The organism is Pseudomonas haemolytica (assembly GCF_009659625.1).
GTDB lineage: Bacteria > Pseudomonadota > Gammaproteobacteria > Pseudomonadales > Pseudomonadaceae > Aquipseudomonas > Aquipseudomonas haemolytica.
The window spans coordinates 836189-860863 of the sequence record NZ_VOIW01000002.1 but is presented as its reverse complement, the minus strand read 5'-3'; the positions used below and the strand labels follow the sequence as shown (position 1 = coordinate 860863).

Annotated in this window: 24 protein-coding genes; 17 read left to right on the top strand and 7 right to left on the bottom strand. The window is 61.1% G+C overall.

From position 1 onward, the window contains the following. The first annotated feature begins 10 nt into the window (after nucleotides 1-10). The 13 genes from cobO to FRT59_RS10075 all read left to right on the top strand — a co-directional run bounded on the left by cobO (nucleotide 11) and on the right by FRT59_RS10075 (nucleotide 11459). Entirely contained in the window at nucleotides 11-622 is a 612-nt protein-coding gene (gene cobO / locus FRT59_RS10135; protein WP_049712109.1) for a cob(I)yrinic acid a,c-diamide adenosyltransferase, read from the top strand. Further along, nucleotides 619-1977: a cobyrinic acid a,c-diamide synthase CobB gene (locus FRT59_RS10130; RefSeq protein WP_153871096.1), complete on the top strand. Its 1359-nt coding sequence runs from the start codon at nucleotides 619-621 to the stop codon at nucleotides 1975-1977. The genes cobO and FRT59_RS10130 overlap by 4 nt, the downstream gene beginning before the upstream one ends. Continuing rightward, nucleotides 1974-2624: a 5,6-dimethylbenzimidazole synthase gene (gene bluB / locus FRT59_RS10125; RefSeq protein ID WP_153871095.1), complete on the top strand. Its 651-nt coding sequence runs from the start codon at nucleotides 1974-1976 to the stop codon at nucleotides 2622-2624. The genes FRT59_RS10130 and bluB overlap by 4 nt, the downstream gene beginning before the upstream one ends. Beyond that, nucleotides 2621-3529: an adenosylcobinamide-phosphate synthase CbiB gene (cbiB, locus tag FRT59_RS10120; RefSeq protein ID WP_153871094.1), complete on the top strand. Its 909-nt coding sequence runs from the start codon at nucleotides 2621-2623 to the stop codon at nucleotides 3527-3529. Before bluB ends, cbiB begins: the two co-directional genes overlap by 4 nt. Then, nucleotides 3522-4511 carry a threonine-phosphate decarboxylase CobD gene (cobD, locus tag FRT59_RS10115; RefSeq protein WP_034117128.1) on the top strand — a complete coding sequence of 330 codons (990 nt, stop codon included), beginning with the start codon at nucleotides 3522-3524 and terminating at the stop codon, nucleotides 4509-4511. The genes cbiB and cobD overlap by 8 nt, the downstream gene beginning before the upstream one ends. Then, nucleotides 4508-5959: a cobyric acid synthase gene (locus FRT59_RS10110; RefSeq protein WP_153871093.1), complete on the top strand. Its 1452-nt coding sequence runs from the start codon at nucleotides 4508-4510 to the stop codon at nucleotides 5957-5959. The genes cobD and FRT59_RS10110 overlap by 4 nt, the downstream gene beginning before the upstream one ends. Before the next feature lie 214 nt (nucleotides 5960-6173). Next, a complete protein-coding gene (gene cobU / locus FRT59_RS10105; protein ID WP_034117126.1) occupies nucleotides 6174-6695 on the top strand; it encodes a bifunctional adenosylcobinamide kinase/adenosylcobinamide-phosphate guanylyltransferase in 522 nt (173 codons plus the stop codon). Then, nucleotides 6692-7747: a nicotinate-nucleotide--dimethylbenzimidazole phosphoribosyltransferase gene (gene cobT, locus FRT59_RS10100; protein ID WP_153871092.1), complete on the top strand. Its 1056-nt coding sequence runs from the start codon at nucleotides 6692-6694 to the stop codon at nucleotides 7745-7747. The genes cobU and cobT overlap by 4 nt, the downstream gene beginning before the upstream one ends. After that, nucleotides 7744-8319, top strand: a complete 576-nt coding sequence (gene cobC / locus FRT59_RS10095) for an alpha-ribazole phosphatase family protein (RefSeq protein WP_153871091.1) — start codon at nucleotides 7744-7746, stop codon at nucleotides 8317-8319. Before cobT ends, cobC begins: the two co-directional genes overlap by 4 nt. A 2-nt stretch (nucleotides 8320-8321) precedes the next feature. After that, entirely contained in the window at nucleotides 8322-9050 is a 729-nt protein-coding gene (locus FRT59_RS10090; RefSeq protein ID WP_153871090.1) for an adenosylcobinamide-GDP ribazoletransferase, read from the top strand. Nucleotides 9051-9092: 42 nt separating this feature from the next. Further along, on the top strand, nucleotides 9093-9497 hold the full coding sequence (locus tag FRT59_RS10085; protein ID WP_153838126.1) for a MarR family winged helix-turn-helix transcriptional regulator: 405 nt from the start codon (nucleotides 9093-9095) through the stop codon (nucleotides 9495-9497). Between the two features lie 63 nt (nucleotides 9498-9560). After that, nucleotides 9561-10760, top strand: coding sequence for an MFS transporter (locus tag FRT59_RS10080; protein ID WP_161793247.1), 1200 nt, complete (start codon nucleotides 9561-9563; stop codon nucleotides 10758-10760). A 150-nt stretch (nucleotides 10761-10910) separates the two neighbouring features. Continuing rightward, nucleotides 10911-11459: a glutathione peroxidase gene (locus FRT59_RS10075; protein ID WP_153871089.1), complete on the top strand. Its 549-nt coding sequence runs from the start codon at nucleotides 10911-10913 to the stop codon at nucleotides 11457-11459. A gap of 65 nt (nucleotides 11460-11524) precedes the next feature. Here the strand turns inward: FRT59_RS10075 and FRT59_RS10070 are convergent, their stop codons facing one another. From FRT59_RS10070 to FRT59_RS10055, 4 genes are all read right to left on the bottom strand, one after another. Further along, the gene (locus FRT59_RS10070) at nucleotides 11525-12805 is read right to left on the bottom strand and encodes an OmpP1/FadL family transporter (RefSeq protein ID WP_034117119.1); all 1281 of its coding nucleotides are present in this window, start codon (nucleotides 12803-12805) and stop codon (nucleotides 11525-11527) included. A gap of 146 nt (nucleotides 12806-12951) precedes the next feature. Further along, the gene (locus tag FRT59_RS10065) at nucleotides 12952-13434 is read right to left on the bottom strand and encodes a hypothetical protein (protein WP_034117118.1); all 483 of its coding nucleotides are present in this window, start codon (nucleotides 13432-13434) and stop codon (nucleotides 12952-12954) included. A 278-nt stretch (nucleotides 13435-13712) separates the two neighbouring features. Then, complete coding sequence (locus FRT59_RS10060; protein ID WP_005790139.1) at nucleotides 13713-13937, bottom strand: hypothetical protein; 225 nt, start codon at nucleotides 13935-13937, stop codon at nucleotides 13713-13715. 443 nt (nucleotides 13938-14380) lie between these two features. Next, the gene (locus FRT59_RS10055; protein WP_034117117.1) at nucleotides 14381-14686 is read right to left on the bottom strand and encodes a hypothetical protein; all 306 of its coding nucleotides are present in this window, start codon (nucleotides 14684-14686) and stop codon (nucleotides 14381-14383) included. A 457-nt stretch (nucleotides 14687-15143) separates the two neighbouring features. Here FRT59_RS10055 and FRT59_RS10050 point away from each other — a divergent pair, with 457 nt between their 5' ends. Together FRT59_RS10050 and FRT59_RS10045 are read left to right on the top strand one after the other, a co-directional pair. Continuing rightward, complete coding sequence (locus FRT59_RS10050; RefSeq protein ID WP_034117116.1) at nucleotides 15144-15467, top strand: SEL1-like repeat protein; 324 nt, start codon at nucleotides 15144-15146, stop codon at nucleotides 15465-15467. Between the two features lie 175 nt (nucleotides 15468-15642). Then, entirely contained in the window at nucleotides 15643-17007 is a 1365-nt protein-coding gene (locus FRT59_RS10045; protein ID WP_167524269.1) for a DNA recombination protein RmuC, read from the top strand. A gap of 61 nt (nucleotides 17008-17068) precedes the next feature. On the opposite strand, the gene FRT59_RS10040 is transcribed toward FRT59_RS10045, so the two are convergent. The 3 genes from FRT59_RS10040 to FRT59_RS10030 form a co-directional block, all read right to left on the bottom strand. After that, complete coding sequence (locus FRT59_RS10040) at nucleotides 17069-20539, bottom strand: hybrid sensor histidine kinase/response regulator (RefSeq protein WP_153871088.1); 3471 nt, start codon at nucleotides 20537-20539, stop codon at nucleotides 17069-17071. Nucleotides 20540-20658: 119 nt separating this feature from the next. Further along, a complete protein-coding gene (locus tag FRT59_RS10035) occupies nucleotides 20659-21042 on the bottom strand; it encodes a YbaN family protein (protein ID WP_153871087.1) in 384 nt (127 codons plus the stop codon). 20 nt (nucleotides 21043-21062) lie between these two features. Further along, on the bottom strand, nucleotides 21063-21650 hold the full coding sequence (locus FRT59_RS10030) for a UPF0149 family protein (RefSeq protein ID WP_034117113.1): 588 nt from the start codon (nucleotides 21648-21650) through the stop codon (nucleotides 21063-21065). A gap of 276 nt (nucleotides 21651-21926) precedes the next feature. Between FRT59_RS10030 and recQ the strand changes: the two genes are divergently transcribed. Further along, complete coding sequence (gene recQ / locus FRT59_RS10025; protein ID WP_153871086.1) at nucleotides 21927-24056, top strand: DNA helicase RecQ; 2130 nt, start codon at nucleotides 21927-21929, stop codon at nucleotides 24054-24056. Between the two features lie 121 nt (nucleotides 24057-24177). Next, a complete protein-coding gene (locus FRT59_RS10020) occupies nucleotides 24178-24612 on the top strand; it encodes a MarR family transcriptional regulator (protein ID WP_034117111.1) in 435 nt (144 codons plus the stop codon). The last annotated feature ends 63 nt before the right edge of the window (nucleotides 24613-24675 follow it).

The window sequence follows — 24675 nt, the reverse complement described above, 5'->3', positions numbered from 1 at the left end:
GAGAGCTGCCATGACTGATTCCCCCGACCGCGACGAACGCCACCTGGCGCGCATGCTGCGCAAAAAAGCCGTGATCGACGAACGCATCGCCAATTCCCCCAACGAGTGCGGCCTGCTGCTGGTGCTGACCGGTAACGGCAAAGGCAAGAGCAGCTCGGCATTCGGCATGTTGGCCCGGGCTATGGGCCATGGCATGCAGTGCGGTGTGGTGCAGTTCATCAAGGGGCGTAACAGCACTGGCGAAGAGTTGTTCTTTCGCCGTTTCCCCGAGCAGGTGCGCTTCCATGTGATGGGCGAAGGCTTTACTTGGGAAACCCAGGACCGCCAACGCGACATCGCCGCCGCCGAAGCCGCTTGGGCGGTGTCCCGCGAGCTGTTGCAAGACCCGACCATCGGCCTGGTGGTGCTGGACGAACTGAACATCGCCCTCAAGCACGGCTATCTGGACCTGGACCAAGTGCTCAGCGACCTGCAAGCCCGCCCGCCGATGCAGCATGTGGTGGTCACCGGCCGCGGCGCCAAGCCTGAGTTGATCGAAATGGGCGACACCGTCACCGAAATGGGCATGCTCAAGCACGCCTTCCAGGCCGGTATCAAGGCACAGAAGGGCGTCGAACTTTGAATCAGCCCCGTCATTGCCCAGCCGTATTGATCGCCGCTCCGGCGTCCGGCCAGGGCAAAACCACCGTCACCGCTGCGCTGGCCCGTTTGCACCGCAACCTGGGACGCAAGGTGCGCGTGTTCAAATGCGGGCCGGACTTCCTCGACCCGATGATTCACGAGCGCGCCAGCGGTGCGCCGGTGTATCAATTGGACATGTGGATGGTGGGCGAGCAGGAAAGTCGCCGCCTGCTCTGGGAAGCGGCGGGGGAGGCCGACCTGATCCTGATCGAAGGCGTGATGGGCTTGTTCGACGGCACACCTTCCAGCGCCGACTTGGCGCGGCACTTCGGTGTACCGGTGCTGGGTGTGATCGACGGCACCGCCATGGCCCAGACCTTTGGCGCCCTGGCCCTGGGCCTGGCGCGCTATCAACCCGACCTGCCGTTCGCCGGCGTACTGGCCAACCGCGTCGGCACCCTGCGCCATGCCCAGTTGCTCGAAGGCAGCCTCACCGAGGGCTTGCGCTGGTACGGCGCGCTGTCTCGCGAGACCGGCATCGAACTGCCCAGTCGCCACTTGGGCCTGGTGCAAGCCAGCGAGCTGAATGACCTCGATGTACGCCTGGACGCCGCTGCCCAGGCATTGGGCAGCAGTTGCGAAGTCGCCCTGCCGCCGCCGGTGACCTTTGCTGCGCCCACAGTTATTGAGGCCAGACCGCTGCTCGCAGGCGTGCGTATCGCCGTGGCCCGTGACGAAGCCTTTGCCTTTACTTACGGCGCCAGCCTCGATCTGTTGCGGGCGATGGGCGCCGAACTGAGCTTTTTCTCACCGATCCATGATCGCCAACTGCCTGAAGCTGACAGTCTCTATTTGCCCGGTGGCTACCCGGAGTTGCACCACCAGGCGCTGTCGGCAAACACAGCGATGCTGGATGCGATCCGTGCTCATCACGCCGCTGGCAAGCCGTTGCTCGCCGAATGTGGCGGCATGCTCTATCTGCTCGATTCGCTGACGGATGTGGACGGCAATCGCGCCGAATTGGTTGGCCTGCTCCAGGGCGATGCGGTGATGCAAAAGAAACTCGCGGCCCTGGCCCTGCAAAGCGTCGAACTGCCGGAAGGCGTACTGCGCGGCCACACTTATCACCATTCCCTGACCAGCACCGAATGGGCACCGATTGCCCGTGGCCTGAGCCCCAACGGCGGGCGCGGTGCCGAAGCGGTGTATCGGCAGGGGCGGATGACCGCTTCCTACGTGCACTTTTATTTCCCGTCCAACCCTACGGCGGTGGCGGCGCTGTTTGCGCCAGCTCCCACATCGACAGGGTTCACGCAGCAAAATGTGGGAGGGGGCTTGCCCCCGATGAGGCCATGACTGACAACGCCTTCCCCGAGGCCGACCGCCAGGCCGTCTACCGCGCCATCGCCGAGCGCCGCGACATGCGCCACTTCAGCGGTGGCAGCGTTGCCCCCGAACTGCTGCAGCGCCTGCTCCAGGCCGCGCACCAGGCGCCAAGCGTCGGCCTGATGCAGCCCTGGCGTTTTATCCGCATCAGCGACCGCCCCTTGCGTGGGCAGATTCAACAGCTGGTGGAAGAAGAGCGCGTGCGCACCGCCGAGGCCTTGGGCGAACGCTCCGATGAGTTCATGAAGCTCAAGGTCGAAGGCATCAACGACTGTGCCGAGGTCTTGGTGGCGGCTTTGATGGACGATCGCGAGCGCCACATCTTCGGGCGCCGCACCTTGCCGGAAATGGACATGGCGTCGTTATCCTGTGCAATCCAGAACCTGTGGCTGGCGGCGCGTGTGGAAGGCTTGGGCATGGGTTGGGTCTCGCTGTTCGAACCCCAGGCCCTGGCCGAGCTGCTGGGCTTGCCACCCGGTGCCAAACCCCTGGCCGTGTTGTGCCTAGGGCCGGTGGCGGAGTTCTATCCGGCACCGATGTTGCAGCTCGAAGGCTGGACCGAGCCGCGACCGTTGAGTGACATGCTGTATGAAAACAAGTGGGGAGTGAGTCAATGAGTGTGGCCTTGCTGTGTGTCGCTGCGGTGGCGCTCGATGCGCTGCTGGGTGAACCCAGGCGCTGGCATCCGCTGGTGGCGTTCGGCAATTTCGCCGGGCGCATCGAGCAGCGTTTCAATACCGGTGGGCGTGGCTGGCGCAGCCATGGCGTGACCGCGTGGTTTATCGCGGTGGTGCCGCTGACCCTGTTGGCCACGGCGTTGTCGTGGGCGCCTGTTATTGGCTGGCTGCTGGAAATCCTGGCGTTGTACTGCGCCCTTGGCATGCGCAGCCTGGGCGAGCATGTGACCCCGGTGGCTCAGGCCTTGCGCAGTGACGACTTGGATGAAGCACGCAAGCGCGTGAGCTACCTGGTGAGTCGCCAGACCAGCGAACTGGACCGCACCGAAGTCGCTCGTGCTGCCACCGAGTCTGTGCTGGAGAACGGCAGCGATGCGGTGTTCGCCGCGCTGTTCTGGTTTGTGGTGGCCGGTGTGCCAGGCGTTGTGCTCTATCGCCTGAGCAACACCCTCGACGCCATGTGGGGCTATCGCAACGAACGCTTCGAGCGCTTTGGCTGGGCGGCCGCCAAGATCGACGATGTCCTGAACTACATTCCTGCGCGTTTGGTGGCATTGACCTACGCGTTATTGGGTAAAACCCGCCTTGCCTTCAAATGCTGGCGCACCCAGGGCCCGACCTGGGACAGCCCCAATGCTGGCCCTGTGATGGCCTCCGGTGCCGGTGCGTTGGGCGTCGAGCTCGGCGGCGCGGCGATTTATCACGGCGAGGTGCATCAGCGCCCGCAGTTGGGCGAAGGCCCATCGGCCGATGCCGACGCCATCGACCGTGGCTGGCAACTGGTGCAGCGCGGAGTATGGTTGTGGTTGCTGGTCCTGTGCGTAGGGGCGCAAATCTATGCTTGAGCATGGTGGTCGGCTGCGTAAAGCCGCGATTGAGTACGCAATTGCCGAGGCAGATTGGCTTGATCTGTCCAGTGGCCTGGCGCCCTGGCCGTGGCCTATCCCTGAGATTCCGTTGCGTGCCTGGGCACGTCTGCCGGAGAGCGACGACGGCTTGGAGCAGGCTGCCAGCGAATATTACGGTACCGCCCAGTTGTTGCCAGTGCCGGGCTCCCAGGCCGCGATCCAACTGCTGCCGCGCCTGCGCCGCACCGGCAAGGTCGGCGTGCTCTCGCCCTGTTATGCCGAGCACGCCGAAGCCTGGCGTCGTGCTGGCTACGTGGTACGCGAGGTGCAGGAGCAGGAGGTCGACTTCTTTCTCGACAGCCTCGACGTGCTGGTGGTGGTCAACCCCAACAATCCCACCGGCCTGAGTCTGCCCCCGCAGCGCCTGCTGGACTGGCATGCGCGGCTGGCCCAGCGCGGTGGCTGGCTGGTGGTGGATGAGGCGTTCATGGACGTCACCCCAGACTTGAGCCTGGCAAGCCATACCCATGAAGTCGGCTTGATCGTACTGCGTTCATTCGGCAAGTTCTTTGGGCTGGCCGGTGTGCGCCTGGGTTTTGTGTTGGCCGAGCGCAAGTTGCTCAAGTTACTGGCCGAACAGGTCGGACCATGGGCGGTCAGCGGGCCAACGCGGGTGCTGGGCCAGGTGTGCCTGCGCGATACCGCCGGGCACGCCCGTCAGCGCAGTCGGTGCATCGAAGCCGGCCAGCGCTTGTTCGAGTTGCTTGAGCGCCGGGGCTTTCAACCCCACGGCGGTTGCGCGCTATTCCAGTGGTTGATTACACCTCACGCCGAACGGCTGCACGAGTTCATGGCCCAGCGCGGCATTCTGCTGCGTTTGTTTGTGCATGACAGCAGCGTGCGTCTGGGCCTGCCCGACACCGAAGCCGATTGGCTGCGGCTTGATGAGGCCCTGGCCGCCTACAAGGAGGCCACATGAGTACGCTGATGGTGCAGGGCACCACCTCCGACGCCGGCAAGAGCACCCTGGTGACCGCGCTGTGTCGCTGGTTGGTGCGTCAGGGCGTGGCGGTGGTGCCGTTCAAGCCACAGAACATGGCGCTCAACAGTGCCGTGACCGCCGAGGGCGGCGAGATCGGCCGCGCCCAGGCGGTACAGGCCCAGGCTGCCAACCTGGCACCCCACACTGATATGAACCCGGTGTTGCTCAAGCCCAACAGCGACACCGGCTCCCAAGTGATCATCCATGGCCGCGCCGTCACCAACATGAACGCCGTGGCCTACCACGACTACAAAGCCATTGCGATGCAAGCCGTGCTGGCTTCCCACACGCGGTTGAGCGAAGCCTACGCGGTGGTGATGGTCGAAGGCGCGGGTTCCCCGGCCGAGATCAACCTGCGTGCCAATGACATTGCCAACATGGGCTTTGCCGAAGCGGTGGATTGCCCGGTGCTGTTGATCGCCGATATCAATCGCGGTGGAGTGTTTGCCCATCTGGTCGGCACGCTGGAGCTGCTGTCGTCCACTGAGCAGGCGCGAGTCAAGGGTTTCATCATCAACCGTTTTCGCGGTGACATCGCGTTGTTGCAGCCTGGGCTGGATTGGCTAGAGGCGCGCACTGGCAAGCCGGTAGTGGGGGTGTTGCCCTATGTGATGGACCTGCATCTGGAGGCAGAAGACGGTATTGACCAGCGCCAGATCGACAAGGCCGCCCAAGTGCTCAAGGTGGTGGTGCCGGTGTTGCCGCGTATCAGTAACCATACCGATTTCGACCCGCTGCGCCTGCATCCCCAGGTGGATTTGCAGTTTGTCGGGCCGGGGCAGGCGATTCCAGCGGCTGACTTGATCATCCTGCCGGGCTCGAAAAGCGTACGCAGCGATTTGGCGTTCTTGCGTGCCAATGGCTGGGATGTGGCCGTGTCGCGGCATTTGCGTTATGGCGGCAAGGTGCTGGGGATTTGTGGTGGTTTGCAGATGTTGGGTGAGCAGGTGCATGACCCGCTTGGGCTGGAAGGTGTGGCCGGGTCCAGTGCTGGCCTCGGGCTGCTGGCATTCGCTACGACGCTGGAGGAGGAGAAGCAACTGCGCAATGTGCGCGGGCGCTTGGTGCTCGAGGATGCTGAGGTGAGTGGGTATGAGATTCATGCGGGCGTGACGTCGGGTGATGCCTTATCGAGCGCTGCCGTGCTGCTTGATGATGGGCGCAGCGATGGGGCGCTGAGTGCTGATGGGCAGATTCTGGGTACGTACTTGCATGGTTTGTTCGAGACGCCTGAGGCGTGCAGTGCCTTGTTGCGTTGGGCGGGGTTGCAGGATGTGCAGGCGGTGGATTATCACGGGTTGCGCGAGCGTGATATCGAGCGGCTCGCGGACTTGGTAGAGCAGCACTTGGACACCGGTTTGTTGCGCGAGCTATGTGGCGTCTGACGGTGTGCATGCGATCAAAGTGTGGGAGGGGGCTTGCCCCCGATGGCGGCCCGTCGGCCTACGGATTCAAGCCTGCGTTCGGCCAGCGTGGTTTAACGGGGCGCCTGAGATCAAAAGCAAGATCAAGAGCGGCTCGCTGCGCATCGTGGTTACGTAAAGCGCCGCGTTCATTCTGGTTTCCCGCTTTATCTTCAACTTTTACAGGGCTTATTTCATGCTCCAACTGATCTTGGGCGGAGCACGCTCGGGCAAAAGTCGCCTGGCCGAAAAGCTCGCCAGCGACAGCGGTTTGACCGTCACTTATATCGCCACCAGCCAACCCTTGGACGGCGAGATGAACGCGCGCGTTGCCTTGCATCGTCAGCGGCGTCCTGACTCGTGGGGCTTGGTTGAAGAGCCCGTTGAACTGGCGCGTGTGCTGCGGGAAAACGCGGCGGCCGACCGTTGCCTGCTGGTGGATTGCCTGACCCTGTGGCTCACCAATCTGTTGATGCTCGATGACACGCAGCGCCTGGCCGTTGAGCGTGATCTATTGCTGCACACCCTGGCGTCGCTGCCGGGTGAAATCATTTTTGTCAGCAACGAGACCGGTCTGGGTGTCGTGCCGCTGGGCGAATTGACTCGCCGTTATGTGGATGAAGCCGGTTGGCTGCATCAAGCCTTGGCCGAGCAGTGTCAGCGTGTTGTGCTGACGGTCGCCGGTCTGCCCCTGACTTTGAAAGGTACTGCGTTATGACGGATTCCTGGTGGCTCAACCCCTGCAAGGCCATCAATGCCGCTGCCCACGAACAGGCGCTGGTGCGCCAGCAGCAGCTGACCAAGCCCGCCGGTTCCCTCGGCCAGTTGGAAGCGCTGGCGGTGCAGTTGGCGGGTTTGCAGGGCCAGGTCAAACCGTCGGTGGATCGGCTGTGGATCGCGATTTTCGCGGGCGATCACGGCGTGGTCGCCGAAGGTGTGTCGGCGTTTCCCCAGGAGGTGACCGGGCAGATGCTGCATAACTTTGTCACCGGTGGTGCGGCGATCAGCGTATTGGCGCGGCAACTGGATGCGCAGTTGGAAGTGGTCGACCTCGGCACGGTGACGCCATCGCTGGATTTGCCCGGTGTTCGCCACCTGAATATCGGTGCAGGCACGGCCAATTTCGTCGAGGGCCCGGCGATGACCCAGGCCCAGGGGCAGTTGGCCCTGCAAGCCGGACGAGACAGCGCGCACCACGCCCTGGAAAGCGGCGCGCAGTTGTTTATCGGCGGCGAGATGGGCATTGGCAACACCACCGCAGCCAGTGCGTTGGCCTGTGCATTGCTGGATTGCCAGGTGAGTGACCTGACAGGCCCCGGCACGGGTTTGAATGCCGTGGGCGTCAGCCACAAGGTAGCGGTGATTGAGCGCGCATTGGCGCTGCATGCCGGCCAGCGCGGTGATGCGTTGCAAACGCTGTTCAACCTTGGCGGCTTTGAAATTGCCGCACTGGTCGGTGCCTACCTGGCCTGCGCTCAGGCAGGCGTCGTGGTGTTGGTAGACGGCTTCATCTGTAGCGTTGCCGCGCTGGTGGCGGTGCGCTTGAACCCGGCGTGCCGCGAATGGCTAGTGTTCGGCCATCGGGGTGCCGAGCCGGGCCATCGCCATGTGCTGCACAGTCTCGATGCCCAGCCTTTGCTGGAACTGAATTTGCGCCTGGGTGAGGGCAGCGGTGCGGCGCTGGCGGTGCCGTTGTTGCGCCTGGCGTGTGCGCTGCACGGGCAAATGGCGACGTTCGCCGAAGCGGCCGTGGCGGACCGCCCCGCATGACCTTGCACCTGGACCTGTTGCGCCACGGCGAAACCGAGCTGGGTGGCGGCCTGCGTGGCAGCCTTGACGATGCATTGACGGCCAATGGCTGGGCGCAGATGCGCGCCGCAGTGGTGGGGCAGGGGCCGTGGGATCGGTTGATCAGCTCGCCGCTGCAACGCTGCGCCTTGTTTGCCCAGGCGTTGGGGGCACGGCTCGACCTGCCGGTGAGCCTGGAGCCCGCGCTGCAAGAGCTTCACTTCGGCGCCTGGGAAGGCCAGAGCGCAGCCGCGTTGATGGAGACCGATGCCGAAGGGCTGGGGCTGTTCTGGGCTGATCCCTACGGTTTCACACCGCCGCAAGGCGAGCCTGTCATCCAGTTTTCCGAACGGGTGCTCGGTGCTGTCTCGCGGCTGCATCAGGCTTATGCTGGCCAGCGCGTGCTGTTGATCAGTCATGGCGGTGTCATGCGCCTGCTGTTGGCCCGGGCGCGCGGTTTGCCACGTGAGCAACTGCTGAATGTCGACGTCGGCCACGGCGCATTGTTCAGCCTGCAGGTGGGTGCTGACAGCGTATTGAAGGAAGGAACCTGAGGATGCTGCCGTTCTGGATCGCCCTGCAATTTCTCAGCAGCCTGCCGATTCGCTTGCCGGGCATGCCGCAGCCTCAGGAGCTGGGTCGTTCATTGCTGTTTTACCCGCTGGTGGGGCTGCTGTTCGGCGTGATGCTATGGGGCCTGAACCTGATGTTGATGGGCGCGCCCTTGTTGCTGCATGCCGCGCTGCTGCTGGCGGCATGGGTGCTGCTCAGCGGCGGCCTGCACCTGGATGGCCTGGCGGACAGCGCCGACGCCTGGCTGGGTGGCTTTGGTGATCGTGAACGCACCCTCAGCATCATGAAAGACCCACGCAGCGGGCCGATTGCGGTGGTCACCCTGGGCCTGGTGTTGTTGCTCAAGTTCAGCGCGTTGGTGGCCTTGATCGAACAGCATAATGGCGCCGCCTTGATCCTGGCGCCGCTGATCGGGCGGGCTTCGATGTTGGCGCTGTTTCTCACCACGCGCTATGTGCGTGCAGGAGGATTAGGCCAAGCATTGTCGGATCATTTTCCGCGGATTGTCGGCCAACAGGTGCTGATCCTCAGTGGTTTGGCGTGCATCCTGATCGGCGGTTTCAACGGCGGCATCGCGGTATTGCTGGCGGCGCTGTGTTTCGTGGGGCTGCGCCAGTTGATGGTCAAGCGCCTTGGCGGCACCACGGGCGATACCGCAGGCGCGCTGTTGGAGCTGCTTGAGGTGGCTGTACTGGTCGGGCTGGCGCTGTAACGTTTTCTTGCATTTCCTTAACTCCGGGTATATACACGCTCTATGCTTGCCTCCCAATGTTTATGCACCAACCTGCGACGTGCCGCCCGTGGCGTCAGCAGGCATTACGACGGCGCTCTCGACGGCTTCGGGATCAACGTTGCCCAGTATTCTTTGCTGTGTAACTTGCAGCGCCTCGACCAACCGAGCATCTCCAGCCTGGCCGAAGCCATGGGCCTGGATCGAAGCACCTTGGGGCGTAATCTGCGAGTGTTGGAAGGCGAGGGCCTGGTGCAGTTGGTCGAAGGTGACGATCTGCGCAACCGCCTGGTGTTGTTGACCGAAACGGGCCAGGAACGACTGGCCGCCGCCTTGCCGGCTTGGGAAGCGGCGCAGCAGAAATTGATTGATAAGCTGGGCGCCGAAAAGCGCGAAACGTTGTTGGCCTTGCTGGATGAACTCGCCTGAAGCGCGGTTTGTTCGACTACAAGCGGGTATATACCCGCGAGCGGAGAATAAGAAATGACCTCGATGTGGCGCACCAGTGGTTGGATCCTTGTGGGGAGTGCGCTGATCCTGGCGTTGTCCTTGGGCGTACGGCACGGCTTCGGCCTGTTCCTGGCGCCGATGAGCAGCGAATTCGGCTGGGGTCGTGAGACCTTTGCCTTCGCGATTGCCTTGCAGAACCTGATCTGGGGCCTGGCGCAGCCGTTTACCGGGGCCTTGGCCGACCGTTTCGGCGCGACCAAAGCGGTGTTTGTCGGTGGGGTGTTGTACGCCGTGGGCCTGGTGTTGATGGGCATGTCCGACTCGGCGTGGTCGCTGTCCCTGAGCGCAGGCTTGCTGATTGGTATTGGCCTCTCCGGTACTTCGTTCTCAGTGATTCTCGGCGTGGTTGGCCGCGCCGTCGCCCCGGAAAAACGCAGCATGGCCATGGGCATCGCCAGCGCCGCAGGTTCTTTTGGCCAATTCGCCATGGTGCCCGGCACCCTCGGCTTGATTGGCTGGCTGGGCTGGTCTGCGGCCCTGCTGGCGTTGGGCTTGATGGTGGCGCTGATCCTGCCGCTGGTCGCGATGCTCAAGGACCGGCCGCTGCCGGTCACGGTCGGCCAGCAAACCCTGCGCGAAGCACTCAAGGAAGCCTGTTCTCACTCCGGGTTCTGGCTGCTGTCCTTCGGCTTTTTTGTGTGCGGTTTCCAAGTGGTGTTTATCGGCGTGCACTTGCCGGCGTACCTGGTCGACCAGCATCTGCCGGCCACGGTGGGTACCACGGTGCTGGCCCTGATCGGCCTGTTCAATGTGTTCGGCACCTACACGGCCGGTTGGCTGGGCGGGCGCATGTCCAAGCCGCGCCTGCTTACCGGCTTGTACCTGTTGCGGGCCGTGGTGATCGTGTTGTTCCTGTGGGCGCCGGTCACTGAAGTCACGGCGTATCTGTTTGGCATGGCGATGGGGTTCCTGTGGTTGTCCACCGTACCGCTGACCAACGGCACCGTCGCGACCTTGTTTGGTGTGCGCAACCTCTCGATGCTGGGTGGGATTGTGTTCCTGTTCCACCAACTCGGCTCATTCCTCGGCGGTTGGCTGGGCGGGGTGGTCTATGATCGAACCGGCAACTACGATTTGATCTGGCAGGTGGCGATTCTGCTCAGCCTGCTCGCCGCGGCCCTGAACTGGCCGGTGCGTGAGCGGCCGGTAGCACGTGTGCAGGCGCAGATGGAGGCGGCATGAGTTTAGCGGTGCGTGTGATGGCCATGGCGGCGGGGCTGCTCTTGTTGCTGTTGGTCTGGTGGGGTTGGCAACAGGGCGGCCTGGCGGTGATGCAGCTGGGCATGGCGATCTGTTAAGTTCAATGCCTGAACTGACTCAAGGAGTTTCGACATGCTGATGCGTTGGCTCGCTGTACCCGTACTGATGGCTGTTGGTGGCCTGGCCATGGCAGCCGACTGTCCGCCTTTGTTGGAGGGCCAACTGCCCAAGCTGCGGGCCAAGGAATCCATTGACCTGTGCCAGCGCTTCGCCGGCAAGCCCCTGGTGATCGTCAATACCGCGAGCTTTTGCGGGTTCGCACCGCAATTCAAAGGTCTCGAAGCCTTGTACCAGCGTTACAAGGGTCAAGGCCTTGAAGTGATTGGTGTGCCGTCCGATGACTTCAAGCAGGAAGCCAAGACCGGGGAGGAGACTGCCAAGGTCTGCTACGTGAATTACGGCGTGACCTTCACCATGACCGAGCCGCAGAAGGTCAGGGGACCGGATGCGGTGCACCTGTTCAAGCTGCTGGCGCAGCAGAGCAGTGCGCCGAAGTGGAATTTCTATAAATACGTGGTGGACCGCCAAGGCAAGGTGATTGCCAACTTTTCCAGTGTGACCAAGCCGGACAGCCCTGACTTGATCAAGGCTGTAGAAGAGGCGTTGGCGTCCAAACCCTGAGCAGCAACCACTGAAAAGCCCCGCCTCCTTTGCAGGAGAGCGGGGCTTTTTTATACCGCTGTGAATCAGAAGCGGTAGGTCATGCCCAGGCCGAAACCGTTGGCACTGTTTTCATACTTGGCGTTATAGCTGGCCAATTGGTTGGAGCGTGCAACCTTGACGTCTTCTTCCTTCAGGTAGGAGTAAGCCAGGTCGACGGTCATGTTAGGCATGACCTCGTAGCCCAGGCCCAGGCTGAAGATAGTACGGTCGCCGGTAGGGATGCGTGGCGAACGATCCGTATTGTTGGTAGGCGACTGGTCGAAGGTCAGGCCGGTACGCAACACCACTTGCTTGGTGAGCTGGTACGAAGTACCCACGGCGTAGGCCCAGGTATCGTGCCAGTTCTGGTCTTCCTTGATGGTGCCGATCAGGGCCGGGGCGAGCGCGCCGCCGGTAGCACCGCCGACCACGCCTTCGTTCTTGACGGTGATGTCTTTCAGGCGGCTCCAGCGCGTCCAGGTTGCACCCGCGTAGAGCTTCCAGGCATCAGTCAGGTCTTGGGTGACAGAAAGGTCGTAGGACTCAGGTGTATCGATCTTCAGCGACGCATCGTAGCGGTTGCTGCGCAAGGCGCCAGCGGTTGCCGCCGGACCGCTGACTTCGGTGTGGCCGTCCAGCTTGTAGCTGACCTTGGAGTGATAGGTCAGGCCGACGCGGGTGGTATCGGTGGCTTGTACCAGCACGCCGATATTGAAACCCAGCGCGGTGTCATCACCCTTGATCTTGATATTGGTGGTCGGTGCGGCAGGGTTCAGCGTCAGGTCCGATTCCAGGGTGCCGGCAATACGGTTGAAGGTAGGGCCAAAGCCGACGGAAACGCGGTCGTTGAAGGCGTAGCTGACCGTCGGTTGGAAGGTGATGACTTTTACTTCGCTTTTGCTGCCAAAGGGAGCGCCCTGGAAGCCGCTTTCGTAGTCAGTCACCAGGCCGAACGGTGCATAGACGCCGAAGCCGACAGCCCACTGATCGTTGAGTTTATTGGTGTAAAAACCGAAAGGGACGGCAGTGAAAGGCACCATGTCGCCTTTGTTGCTGCCGCGGGAGCGGCCGCTGACGTCGCTGATATCGGTGGAGGCATCAATGGCTGCAACACCGCCGGTGATCTGCTGACCTTCCAGGCGTGCCATACCGGCAGGGTTGCCGAACACAGTGCTGGCATCATCGGCAGAAGAAGAGCGACCTGCGAAACCGGTACCCATCCCGCTGACGCTCTGTTCGTTCAGGGCGAAGCCGCTGGCGAACAGTTGGGAGGATGCCATGGCAACGGCGAGGCTAAGTGTGGTCTTGAGCATTACTTTTTTCATTATTAGAACTCCGTGGTGATCACCGCTGCGGAAAGTATCAATAAATTTCACATCGCGCTATAGGCTGTAATGTGTGAGATAGAGCGGTTTTGTAGGACAATCAGACCAAAATCGGTGTTTTTTGGCGAATCTTGCAAATTGCCTGATCAGCAAGCCACCTGTTTTATTGGGTTGACACAGGTTTGCCAGGCGCGGGTGAAATCTCGCAACCGGCCCTGAGGGTGAAAAATTTCTTTCCAGATACGCGCCATGGCCAGTACATCGCCGGGCGCCGGTAGGGCCGGACGCTGTTGTTCCACCAGCAACCAGGCGATCGCCGTGGCGTATCTCAGGTTGACGGTCAACTCCAAGTGCGGTGCGCTGAGGAAGGCGTGTTGGCTGGCCAGCCCGCGTACCAGGCTCGCCCGCTCGGGGTCCAGGGCCAGGTAGTCATCCCACAGGGCGCGGTGGCGCGGTTCGGTGATGCTGTAGAGGCCATGGCCACGCCGATCATGCAGGGCCGACCCCAGTTCTGACTGGCTGGCGGCAATGCCCAGCAGCAGGGATTCGGCTGTCGGGTTATGGCGGCCTAGGTATATCAACGTCGGCCTGATCACATAACGACACAATTCGCTGGCGGCAATACCCATACAAGCCTCAACCGATGAAGGAGGTGGACGAGACCTGAGAGGGGGAGCTTGGCAGCGGTGGATCGGATCTCAGGCCCGTCGCAAGCGGAATAGCCCGCTTGAGTTGAAGTGTAGTGTCATATTCATGGTGTAAAGGACTGTTTTTAAAACATCTTCTCCATCCAGTTATAACGTTTATATCTATTCGTACTTAGCGCAGGGGCTGAAATACCAAATTACAGGCAATAAAAAACCCTGTTTTTTAGACAGGGTTTTTGTGTTTCAGCGACTCGGGTCGATCAGGCAGTCAGTGCCTGACGGGTACGCTCGATCACGGCCTGCAGCGGTTCTGCGCTGGAGTATTGATCGGGGTACAGGCGTTCGCTGTGACGCGCGATGCCGTGTTCGTTGACCAGGGTGAAGCTGAAGCAGCCTTTGCGAGCGGCCATGATCAGGCAGTTCATTGGGGCAAAAGCATTAGTGAGGGTGCGAATGGCATCCTGAGTGTGGATTTGAGCGTTCATATTATTGGTGTTCCTACAAATGACACGGATAAGAACCGTGCAACGTTAAAACGTTCCAGTGACGCTGATCACCATTGATCAAGCGAAGAACCTGACTGGAACAAAGCAGCCAGTTTGAAGCGCTGATAAGTTAGGCGCGCTTGGGCTGGCAGGTAGGTACTTAGGAGGGCAGGCAACACAACAGGGGCAAAGGTTCTGGGCCCAGGGTGAAGATCCTGATCAATTTGCAGGTTGGTTCGGTCAGAGTATTGAAACTTCGCGGCACCCTTTGCTTGTTCAAAGGCAGTGTCGTCGCAAGAAATACCTGGAAACCATCGAGGTGGTCGATCCCATGTGGTTCAAGGGAGTTGGTCGACCAGAATTGACTTTCAGCTTGGTACTAACGCCGCGGATAGTAACGGATTGAAACAGGGAAAGGAAGTGCACTGGCAAAAAAACTTCAATCAGCCGCCTAGCCACCCACGATAGACCAGCACTGTCATGGATGCTGCCAGGGCACAACCCAACCCATAGGCGGCGAGCGTCAGGCGCAGGGACTGGCCGGTCTCGATCACTTTCATGACATCGCGCAGGTCATTGATTCTGCCTTCACTCAGTTCGGTACACAGGCTCACGGCGGTGAAGGCCGCTGAAAGCAGGATCGCGCTGGCGAACAGCGCGCCGTCCGGGGAAGGTAGCAGGGCATTGATTCCCAATGATGTCGCGCAGATGGCCAGTAGCAGCACGGCGAATAACAGAATTCCTTTCATCGGCTTTACAGGGGGTCATTGTCGGTGCGGCAGTGTGGCGAGCCTGGACAGATTTGAAAAGCCCCGGGCTTTGTTGCGGCAGTAACATGTTTAACGCGCGTTGAATCAAAAAACGCCGGCGATATAACCATTCAATGGGGACTTGTGCACATGCGTTGCGGCGTGTGTAACCTCACTGTCACTCGCCTGGAAGTGTGCCCATTTGCCTGTAATCAAAATTCAAGTCAATGAAAAATCTCACTTTTTTTTATTGGTGAAAAAATCGTCAGTTTGACTGCGGCCCCCATTCCATGGGCCTTTGCGCCACTTAAAGGGGGGTTGTCCACTGAGTTATCCACAGCTTCTGTGGATTGTCCCGAGCGCTTGCTCTAGAACGGGCGTGCAGGGTTTTTTCAGCTTTACCTGTACGAAAAAAAGAGTAGAGTGGCGCGCCTTCCGTTCTGTCCCGCAGTGCTTTATGAAGTTTCGCTCAGTATCACCTTCTGTTACCGACACTCCCCAAACTGTTACCGCACCCAAGCGTTTTTCCTTGAAGGTCGCTTTGTGGTTGCTCGACAGCCCGCGCCTTGGGCAAAGCAGCAACATCAAGCATTTCGCTGGACGTTTGCTCAAACAGCCTGCCCGGGAAGGGGTAGTGGCTGCACAGAGCCGTCTTGGCCAACTGATGTGCCGTGAATGCGGGAATGCCCGTGACCGTCGCATCGGTCACGATCTGTTGCGCTCAGCCGCACGCGCCGGTGACCGCCGCGCCCAACGCGAACTGGGCCAGGTCGAAGACTGAGCTGTCCTCCAGACCTGTGCTTGGTTACCCTTGATTTTTTTCGGTGATGGCAGAAATGGCTATGGTTGTTGACTGGACCAGTATCGCCTTGGGGCTTGTTGGCGCAGCGGTGCCTTTATTGGCGCTGTGCTGGCAGGTTCAGCGGCGCAGGAGCGCACGCACCACCGGCTGGGAACTGCTGGAAGAGCGCCTGGCGACAGCGCAACTGGCCCAGGAAGGGCTCGCCGCGCAGTTGGACGCCAGCCGTGATGAGATCAGCGACCTGAGCCACGCCAATGCCGCCAAGCAGGCTGACCTGGCCGCTCTGCGCCGCGAAGTCGAGCTATTGCAGATCGATCGCGATAACGCCCGCGATGCCGCCCACGCCTGGAACCTCGACCGCAGCGCCAAGGAAACCGAACTACGCCGTCTCGACGCCTTGGCCGCGGCCCTGAGCGCGGAACTGCGCGAGCAACAAGAGAGCCACCAGCAACGCCTCACTGACCTGCAAGGCTCGCGGGACGAGCTGCGTGCGCAGTTCGCTGAGCTTGCCGGCAAGATCTTCGACGAGCGTGAACAGCGCTTTGCCGAGTCCAGCCAGGAACGCCTGGGCCAGTTGCTTGACCCGCTCAAGGAGCGCATTCAGTCGTTCGAGAAGCGTGTCGAAGAAAGCTATCAGAACGAAGCCCGCGAGCGTTTTTCCCTGGCCAAAGAGCTGGAGCGCCTACAGCAATTGAACCTGCGCCTGTCGGACGAAGCCACCAATTTGACCCGCGCGCTCAAGGGCCAGAAAACCCAGGGCAACTGGGGTGAGTTGATCCTTGAGCGGGTGCTGGAGCACGCGGGCTTGGAGAAAGGCCGTGAGTACCAGACCCAAGTCAGTCTCAAAGGCCCGGATGGCGAGCGTTTCCAGCCTGACGTGCTGATCATGTTGCCGGGCGACAAGCAGGTGGTGGTCGACTCCAAGGTCAGCCTGACTGCCTATCAACAGTACGTCGCGGCGGAGGATGAGGTGATTGGCCAGGCCGCTTTAAAGCAGCATGTCCTGTCCCTGCGCAATCACGTCAAAGGCTTGGCCGGCAAGGACTACAAGCGTCTGGAAGGTTTGCACAGCCTGGATTTCGTCCTGCTGTTCGTGCCGATCGAGGCGGCTTTTTCCGCTGCTTTGCAGGCCGAACCCAACCTGTTCCAGGAAGCCTTCGACCGTCATATCGTGATTGTCAGCCCCACCACCTTGCTCGCCACTTTGCGGGTGATCGACAGCTTGTGGAAGCAGGAACGCCAGAGTCAGAACGCCCGGGAAATCGCCGAGCGCGCCGGGTGGCTGTACGACAAGTTCGTGTTGTTTATCCAGGACCTGGACGAAGTGGGCAATCGGTTGCAGCAGTTGGATAAGGCTTACAGCGCGGCGCGCAACAAGCTGACGGATGGGCGCGGGAATCTGGTCAGCCGTACTGAGCAATTAAGGCTACTCGGCGCCCGTGCCAGTAAAAGTCTGCCGGCGGATCTACTCGAGCGGGCGATGACGGATTCGGATGGCGTGGCACATCTCCCCGAATAGACCCAGGGCCAAATGTGGGAGGGGGCTTGCCCCTCCCACATTTTGACCGAGTACAAGCCGTTTACAGAGGCAGGTGTCTGCTCAACAATGCCCGCAACGCCGCCGGCTTCACCGGTTTGGCCAAGTAATCCAGCCCCGCCCCATGCACTTCAGCCACCATCTCTGGGCGGCCATCGGCGCTGATCACCACGCCGGGAATCGGCTCGGCCAATTGCGCACGCAACCAGCCCATCAACTCGGTGCCGGTTTCGCCATGGTCCAAGTGATAATCCACCAGCGCCAGTTGCGGGCGCATGCCGTCGGCCAGCAGCGCCGCGCATTGGGCCTGATTGGCAGCGGTCCAGACTTCGCAACCCCAGCGCGTCAGCAGGCTGCGCATGCCGATCAGAATGCTTTCTTCGTTATCCACACACAGCACCCGTGCGCCGCTCATAGGCAGGCCGTTTTCCGCCGGTGCCTTGGGCTGCGGGCTGGCCTGGTTACGCGCCAGTGGCACACACACGCTGAAGACGCTGCCCTTGCCCGGCCATGAGCGCACGCTCAGGCGGTGGCCCAGCACGCGGCACAGGCCATCGGCAATCGCCAGGCCCAGGCCCAGGCCCTTTTCGGCACGGGTCTGGTGGCTGTCCAGGCGCTTGAATTCTTCGAAAATCACCTTCTGTTTATCCTGCGGAATACCCGGGCCGCGATCCCAGACTTCCAGGCACAGTTCGCCCTTGCGTCGACGTACGCCAAGCAGCACTGGGCCGTCGGCATAGCGGAAGGCATTGGTCAGAAAGTTCTGCAAAATCCGCCGTAGCAGCTTGATGTCGCTGTCCACCCGCAAGCGACTGCCGTGCCAACGGAACCGCAAGCCTTGCTCGTGGGCCAGCGCCTTGAATTCAGCGCCCAAGGTGTCGAACAGCTCATTGAGTACAAAGGGCTGGCGTTGTGGATTGATCTTGCCGTTTTCCAGGCGTGAAATATCCAACAAGTCGCTGATCAAGTCTTCGGCCGAGCGCAACGAGCTGTCCAGGTGCTGTACCAACTGCCGTGCCTCGCTGGACAGGCCATCGTGCTGGTGGGAGAGGGCGGCGGAGAACAGCCGCGCAGCGTTCAGCGGTTGCATCAGGTCATGGCTCACCGCCGCCAGGAATCGTGTCTTCGACTGGCTGGCGGATTCGGCCACGCCTTTGGCGTCGGTAAGCGCCACATTGAGCTGCGACAGTTCATGGGTACGCTCGGTCACTCGCTGCTCCAGGCCCTCGTTAGCCTCGGTCAGTGCTTGTTCGGCTTCGCGGAACGCAGTGATGTCGGTGAAACTCATGACAAAACCGCCACCGGGCATCGGGTTGCCGATCAACTCGATCACCCGACCATTGGGAAACAGACGTTCGGAGGTGTGCGCGCGACCCTGGCGCATCCAGTGCAGGCGGCGGGCCACATGCACTTCTGCTTCGCCAGGCCCGCACAGGCCACGCTCGGCGTTGTAGCGAATGATGTCGGCAATCGGCCGCCCAACGCTGATCAAGCCGTCTGGGTAGTTGAACAGCTCCAGGTAGCGTCGGTTCCAGGCCACCAGCTTGAGGGACTGGTCTACCACGCTGATGCCTTGGGTGATGTTCTCGATGGCGCCTTGCAGTAGGGCGCGATTGAACTGCAGCACCTCGGAGGCTTCGTCGGCGATGCGTACTACGTCCTCCAACTGCATTTCCCGCCCTTCGATCGCGGCTTTCACCACTGCACGTGTCGAAGAGGCTCCAAGTACACCGGCCAGTAAGCGTTCGGTATGGGCGATCCACTCGTTGTCGGCATTCTGGTTGGGGTTGAAGCCTTTGCCCTGGCGATAGGCGAAGCGAATAAAGCTCTGCTGGGCGCGTTCTTCACCGACGAAACGTGCAGCCAGGCTCAGCAGGTCACTGATCTGCACCGATAACATGGAGCGGGCATTGGCGCGCTGGCTGGTTTCCTGGCCGATAAAACGGCCCGCCTGCCAGTGCTCGGAAACCCGTGTGCGCGACAGCATTGAAACCCATACGAAGAGGGTGAAGTTACCCGCCAGGGAGAACACGGTGCCCAAGGTCAGCGAAGTCACTGAAAGCCCGAACGGATGGGAATGCATCCAGGTCAGGCCGGGGAAAAGACTGAGCGACCAGCCGAGGCTTTTCGCCGTCACCGGTAGGACCAAGGTGTAGAACCACAGGAACGTACCGGCGGCCAAGCCGGCGAATACACCTCGCCGGTTGGCCTGCTTCCAGTAGAGCGCGCCGAGCATCGCCGGGGCCAGTTGCGTCACGGCGGCAAAGGCGATCTGGCCGATGGTGGCCAGGCTGGCGGTCGAGCCCAGCAGGCGGTAGCTCACATACGCCAGCAGCAGGATGATCACAATGCTCACCCGGCGCACCGAGAGCATCCAGTGGCGGAACACTTCGAACGGTCGCTCGGCACTGGAGCGTCGCAGCAACCAGGGCAGCAGCATGTCGTTGGAGACCATGGTAGACAAGGCGATGCTGGCCACAATCACCATGCCGGTGGCGGCCGAGGCGCCGCCAATGAACGCCAGCACGGCGAGGGCCGGATGGGCCTGGGCCATCGGCAGGCTGATCACATAGGAGTCCGGCAGCACCGAGCCAGGCAACAACATCTTGCCGCCCAGCGCGATGGGCACCACAAACAGCGCGGCGAGGATCAGGTAGGCCGGGAACACCCACTTGGCCAGGCGCAGATCCTGAGGGTCAATGTTCTCAACCACCGTCACATGAAATTGTCGTGGCAGGCAAATGATCGCCATCATGGCGACGCCGGTCTGCACCACCATCGACGGCCAATTGATGGTCTCTTTCCAGTATTCCTCCAAGCGTGGTGCAAGCATTGCCTGGCCGAACAGATCGCCGAAACCGTCGTACAAGCCGTAGGTGACAAACACACCGACGGCGAGAAAAGCGAACAGCTTGACCAGGGACTCAAACGCGATCGCCAGCACCATGCCCCGGTGGTGTTCGGTGGCATCCAGGTTGCGGGTACCGAACACGATGGTAAACAGCGCCAATACCAGCGACACGATCAAGGCGGTGTCCTGGGATCGAGTGCCGGTGGTGTCGGGGCCGGCGCCGATCAACAGGTTTACGCCCAGTACGATGCCCTTGAGTTGCAGCGCGATGTAGGGCAACACGCCGACCAGGCAGATCAGCGCCACCACCACCGCCAGGGATTGGGACTTGCCATAGCGAGCGGCGATAAAGTCGGCAATGGAGGTGATGTTTTCCTGCTTGCTGATCAGGATCATCTTCTGCAGCACCCAGGGCGCCAACACCAGCAACAGCACCGGTCCCAGGTAAATCGGTAAAAATGCCCACAATTGCTCGGCGGCTTGGCCTACAGCGCCGAAGAAAGTCCAACTGGTGCAGTACACGGCCAGCGACAAGCTATAGACCCATGCACGCACCCGCGGCGGCAACGGCGCATGGCGGCGGTCACCGTAGAAGGCAATGGCAAACATAATGGCCATATAGGCCAGGGCAACGGCGGCGATCAGCCCGCTGGACAGCGTCATGGTAACTCCGAACATAGGAACACCCAGGCATTCCAGGCCCGGGTGGACAGTCTCGCATGATGCCTGGTGTTAGTCAGTGTCGACCAAGGTCGTGTGGGATCTAATGTCGCAGGCGGCGTCTAGCGAGGTGGCAGGGTTTTCTGGCGCAGGATGTAGATCGTCACCAGCACCGCACTGGTCAGCATAAAAGCGCGTGCCCATGGCAGTGGTACCAGGTAGCAGGAGATCGTGATGCTCAGCCACATCAAGGCGATGGCGTAGACCTTGCCTTTGAGCGGGATGCCATTGCCGTCCAGGTAGTCTCGGATCCACGGGCCAAGGCGCGGGTGTTCCACCAGCCAGTGGTAGAAACGCGGGGAGCTTCGAGCGAAGCAAGCGGCGGCGAGTAGCAGGAAGGGCGTGGTCGGCAACACCGGTAGGAAAATGCCGATCACTCCCAGCGCTACACTGAGCCAGCCGATGGCCAGCAGCACGTAGCGCAGGAGCAGCGAGCGGTTGCCCATGGGTGCCACGGGCAATCGACTCAGTGGTGACGTGGCTTGAGGATCGCCGGTTTTTCATCAGGCGCGTTGCACAGCAGGTACAGCGCGGTGAGGGCTTCCGGGATCTGCACGATCATGTCGTCCATCAGGTTGGCGTCGGCGGCGATGTCGGCGAACTCAGGCTGGTCGTCGAACAAGCCCGAACCGACCATGATCGGCAGCAGCATTTCGCTGACTTCTTCCTCGGCGGTTTCGAACCAGGCGGCTTCGCGCAGGAACACGCCTTCCATGAAGCCGATGCACCAACCGCGCAGGTCGGAGTCGTCCGGCTCTTCGCCCAGGTCCAGGTCGCATGGCAGCTCGAACTCCTCATCGGAGGCCAGTTGGCGACCGATGTGGGCCTTGAGGGCCAGCAGGGTGGCTTCGATTTCTTCACGCTGGGCGGCGTCGGCGTAGTGAGGCTCTTCGGCGAACAAGGCGTCGATCCACTCACGGTCCGGCACGACTTCGGAACAGATCGACAGGGCGGTCAGGTAGCCGTGGGCGGCCACGTAGTCCAGCGCCTCGTCATGCAGCTCATCGGCGTCGAGGAAGGCTTGCAGGCGGGTTAGTTGCTCAGCGAAGGACATTGAAGGGCTACCTTGGGAATAAACGATGCTGAATTCTAGGCTTTCTTGAGCGCCCAGGCCAGCCGCAGTGCACATTTGCCCGGTTTTAGAATGGGGCGTCTATTCGTCAGTCGCGTCCTTTGGTGGATGACGCTCGGGTATACTGCCGCGTTTTGTGATGCCCCTGCAGGCCCAGCGCCAATCCGGGAAAACTTCGCTTACGGATTATTTTCCGTGACAGCGCATCTTTTCGGCCAGCCTGTACAGAGGGATTTCGGCACCATTTTGGAGTTTTACATGCTCGAGCAGGCTCAACGCGTCCTCAAGGACATCTTCGGCTACGACAGTTTTCGTGGCCGCCAGGGTGCGATCATTGAGCGCGTGGCCAATGGCGGCGATGCCTTGGTGCTGATGCCTACGGGTGGCGGCAAATCGTTGTGCTTCCAGGTGCCGGCGCTGTTGCGCAATGGCCTGGCCGTGGTGGTGTCGCCGCTGATTGCATTGATGGACGATCAGGTCGCGACCTTGGAAGAACTTGGTGTGGCCGCAGCATCATTGAACTCCACCCTCAGCGCCGAGCAGCAGCGCGACCTGGCCGCCCGTATCAAGCGTGGCGAGGTGAAGATGCTGTACCTGGCGCCAGAGCGCCTCGTGCAGCCGCGCATGCTGGCCTTCCTGCAGAGCCTGGAAATTGCTCTGTTCGCCATCGACGAAGCCCACTGTGTATCGCAATGGGGTCACGATTTCCGCCGCGAATATTTGCAGCTTGGCCAATTGGCGGAACTGTTCCCCGACGTGCCACGCATCGCGCTGACCGCCACTGCCGACAAACGTACTCGTGAAGAGATCGTTGAACGCCTGCATTTGCAGAACGCCGAGCGCTTCCTCTCAAGCTTTGACCGGCCGAATATTTTCTATCGCATTGTGCCCAAGGAGCAGCCACGCAAGCAGTTGCTGGCGTTCCTGTCCGAGCGGCGCAGTGATGCGGGCATTGTGTATTGCCTGTCGCGCAAAAAAGTTGATGAAGTCGCCGCGTTCCTTTGCGAACAGGGCTATCCGGCGTTGCCTTATCACGCCGGCCTGCCGAACGATCTGCGTGCTTATCACCAAAAGCGCTTCCTCAACGAGGAGGGCCTGATCATGGTGGCGACTATTGCCTTTGGCATGGGCATCGACAAATCCAACGTGCGTTTCGTGGCGCACATGGATCTGCCCAAATCCCTTGAGGCCTATTACCAGGAAACCGGGCGTGCCGGTCGTGATGGCCTGCCGGCGGATGCCTGGATGGTCTACGGCTTGCAAGACGTGGTGATGCTCAAGCAGATGCTGCAAAACTCCGAAGGTGACGAGCGCCACAAGCGCCTGGAGCAGCACAAGCTCGACGCGATGCTCTCACTGTGCGAAGAGACGCGCTGCCGGCGCCAGACGCTGCTGGCGTATTTTGACGAAGACATGCCCGAACCCTGCGGCCACTGCGATAACTGCATTGACGGTGTGCAGACCTGGGACGCCACCGAGCCGGCTCGCCAGGCGTTGTCGACGATCTACCGCACCGGCCAGCGTTATGGCGTGGGTCACTTGGTGGATGTGTTGCTGGGCAAGGACAACGAAAAAATCCGCAGCTTTGGCCACGAGAAACTCTCGGTCTACGGTGTCGGCAAGGCACGGGCTGAGGGCGAATGGCGTTCGCTGTTCCGTCAGATGGTTGCCCGTGGCCTCGTCGACATCGATATTGAGGGCTACGGCGGGCTGCGCCTGAGTAGCAGTTGCCGGCCGTTGCTCAAGGGTGAAGTGAGCCTGAAACTGCGCCGTGACCTCAAGCCACAGACCACCGCCAAGAGCAGCAGCACCAGCCAGGCCAGCCAACTGGTGCGGGGCGAGGAGCGCGAACAGTGGGAAGCCCTGCGCACCCTGCGGCGCAAACTGGCGCAGGAGCACAGCGTGCCGCCCTACGTCATTTTCCCCGACTCCACTTTGCTGGAGATGCTCCGCGAGCAACCCACCACCATGGCCGAGATGGCCAGGGTCAGCGGTGTGGGGGCGCGCAAGCTGGAGCGTTACGGCCAGGCGTTCCTCGAAGTGCTTGGCGGCCAGGCCGAAGCACCGAAGGAAATCGCCGATATTCGCCACGAACTGATCAGCCTGGCTCGCGCCGGCATGACCCCGATCCAGATCGCCGGCCAGCTGCAATGCTCGGAAAAAAATGTGTATACCTTGCTTGCCGAAGCCATCGGCAAGCAGCAACTGTCGCTGGAGCAGGCCCTTGATTTACCTGAGGATTTGCTCGGCGAAATCCAGGATGCCTTTCTCGATGGAGAAGGCGAATTGCCACCTGTCACGGAGATCGCTCCATTGTTCACCGGGCGTGTTCCTGAAGGCGTTTTGTACTGCGTGCGTGCCGCTTTACAGTCGGAATTCGAAATTTAGTGTGCCAATTACGACAATGTAACGAATCAGTACATACCGGGCCTTGCCTACTGGCATGGCGCATGCTTAGCTGACTAATAATTAGCCACACTTTATTTTCAGTCTTAAACATGAGTTTTTTATGCCGTTAACCGATCAACACCGTTTTGGCATGCAGTTGGCGCAAATGTCCCGAGGTTGGCGCGCCGAGCTGGACCGCCGCTTGGCGGGGCTGGGCTTGTCCCAGGCGCGCTGGCTGGTGCTGTTGCATTTGGCCCGTTTTGTCGAAGCACCTACCCAGCGTGAATTGGCACAAAGTGTCGGCGTGGAAGGGCCAACCCTGGCGCGTCTGCTCGACAGCCTGGAAGGCCAGGGCCTGGTGCAACGCCAGGCCGTGGTAGAAGACCGCCGCGCCAAACGTATCCTGCTGTGTGACACCGCCCGGCCTCTGATCGACCAGATCGAAACCATCGCTACGGCGTTGCGCCATGAGTTGTTCGTGGGGGTGGATGAGGAGGAGCTGCGGGTGTGCATGCGTGTGCATGAACACATCTTGGCGAATCTGGAAAAGTCCTGATCCCCAATTTGCGGAGGATCAAAATGTGGGAGGGGGCATACCCTGTCCCACATTTGATTTGTG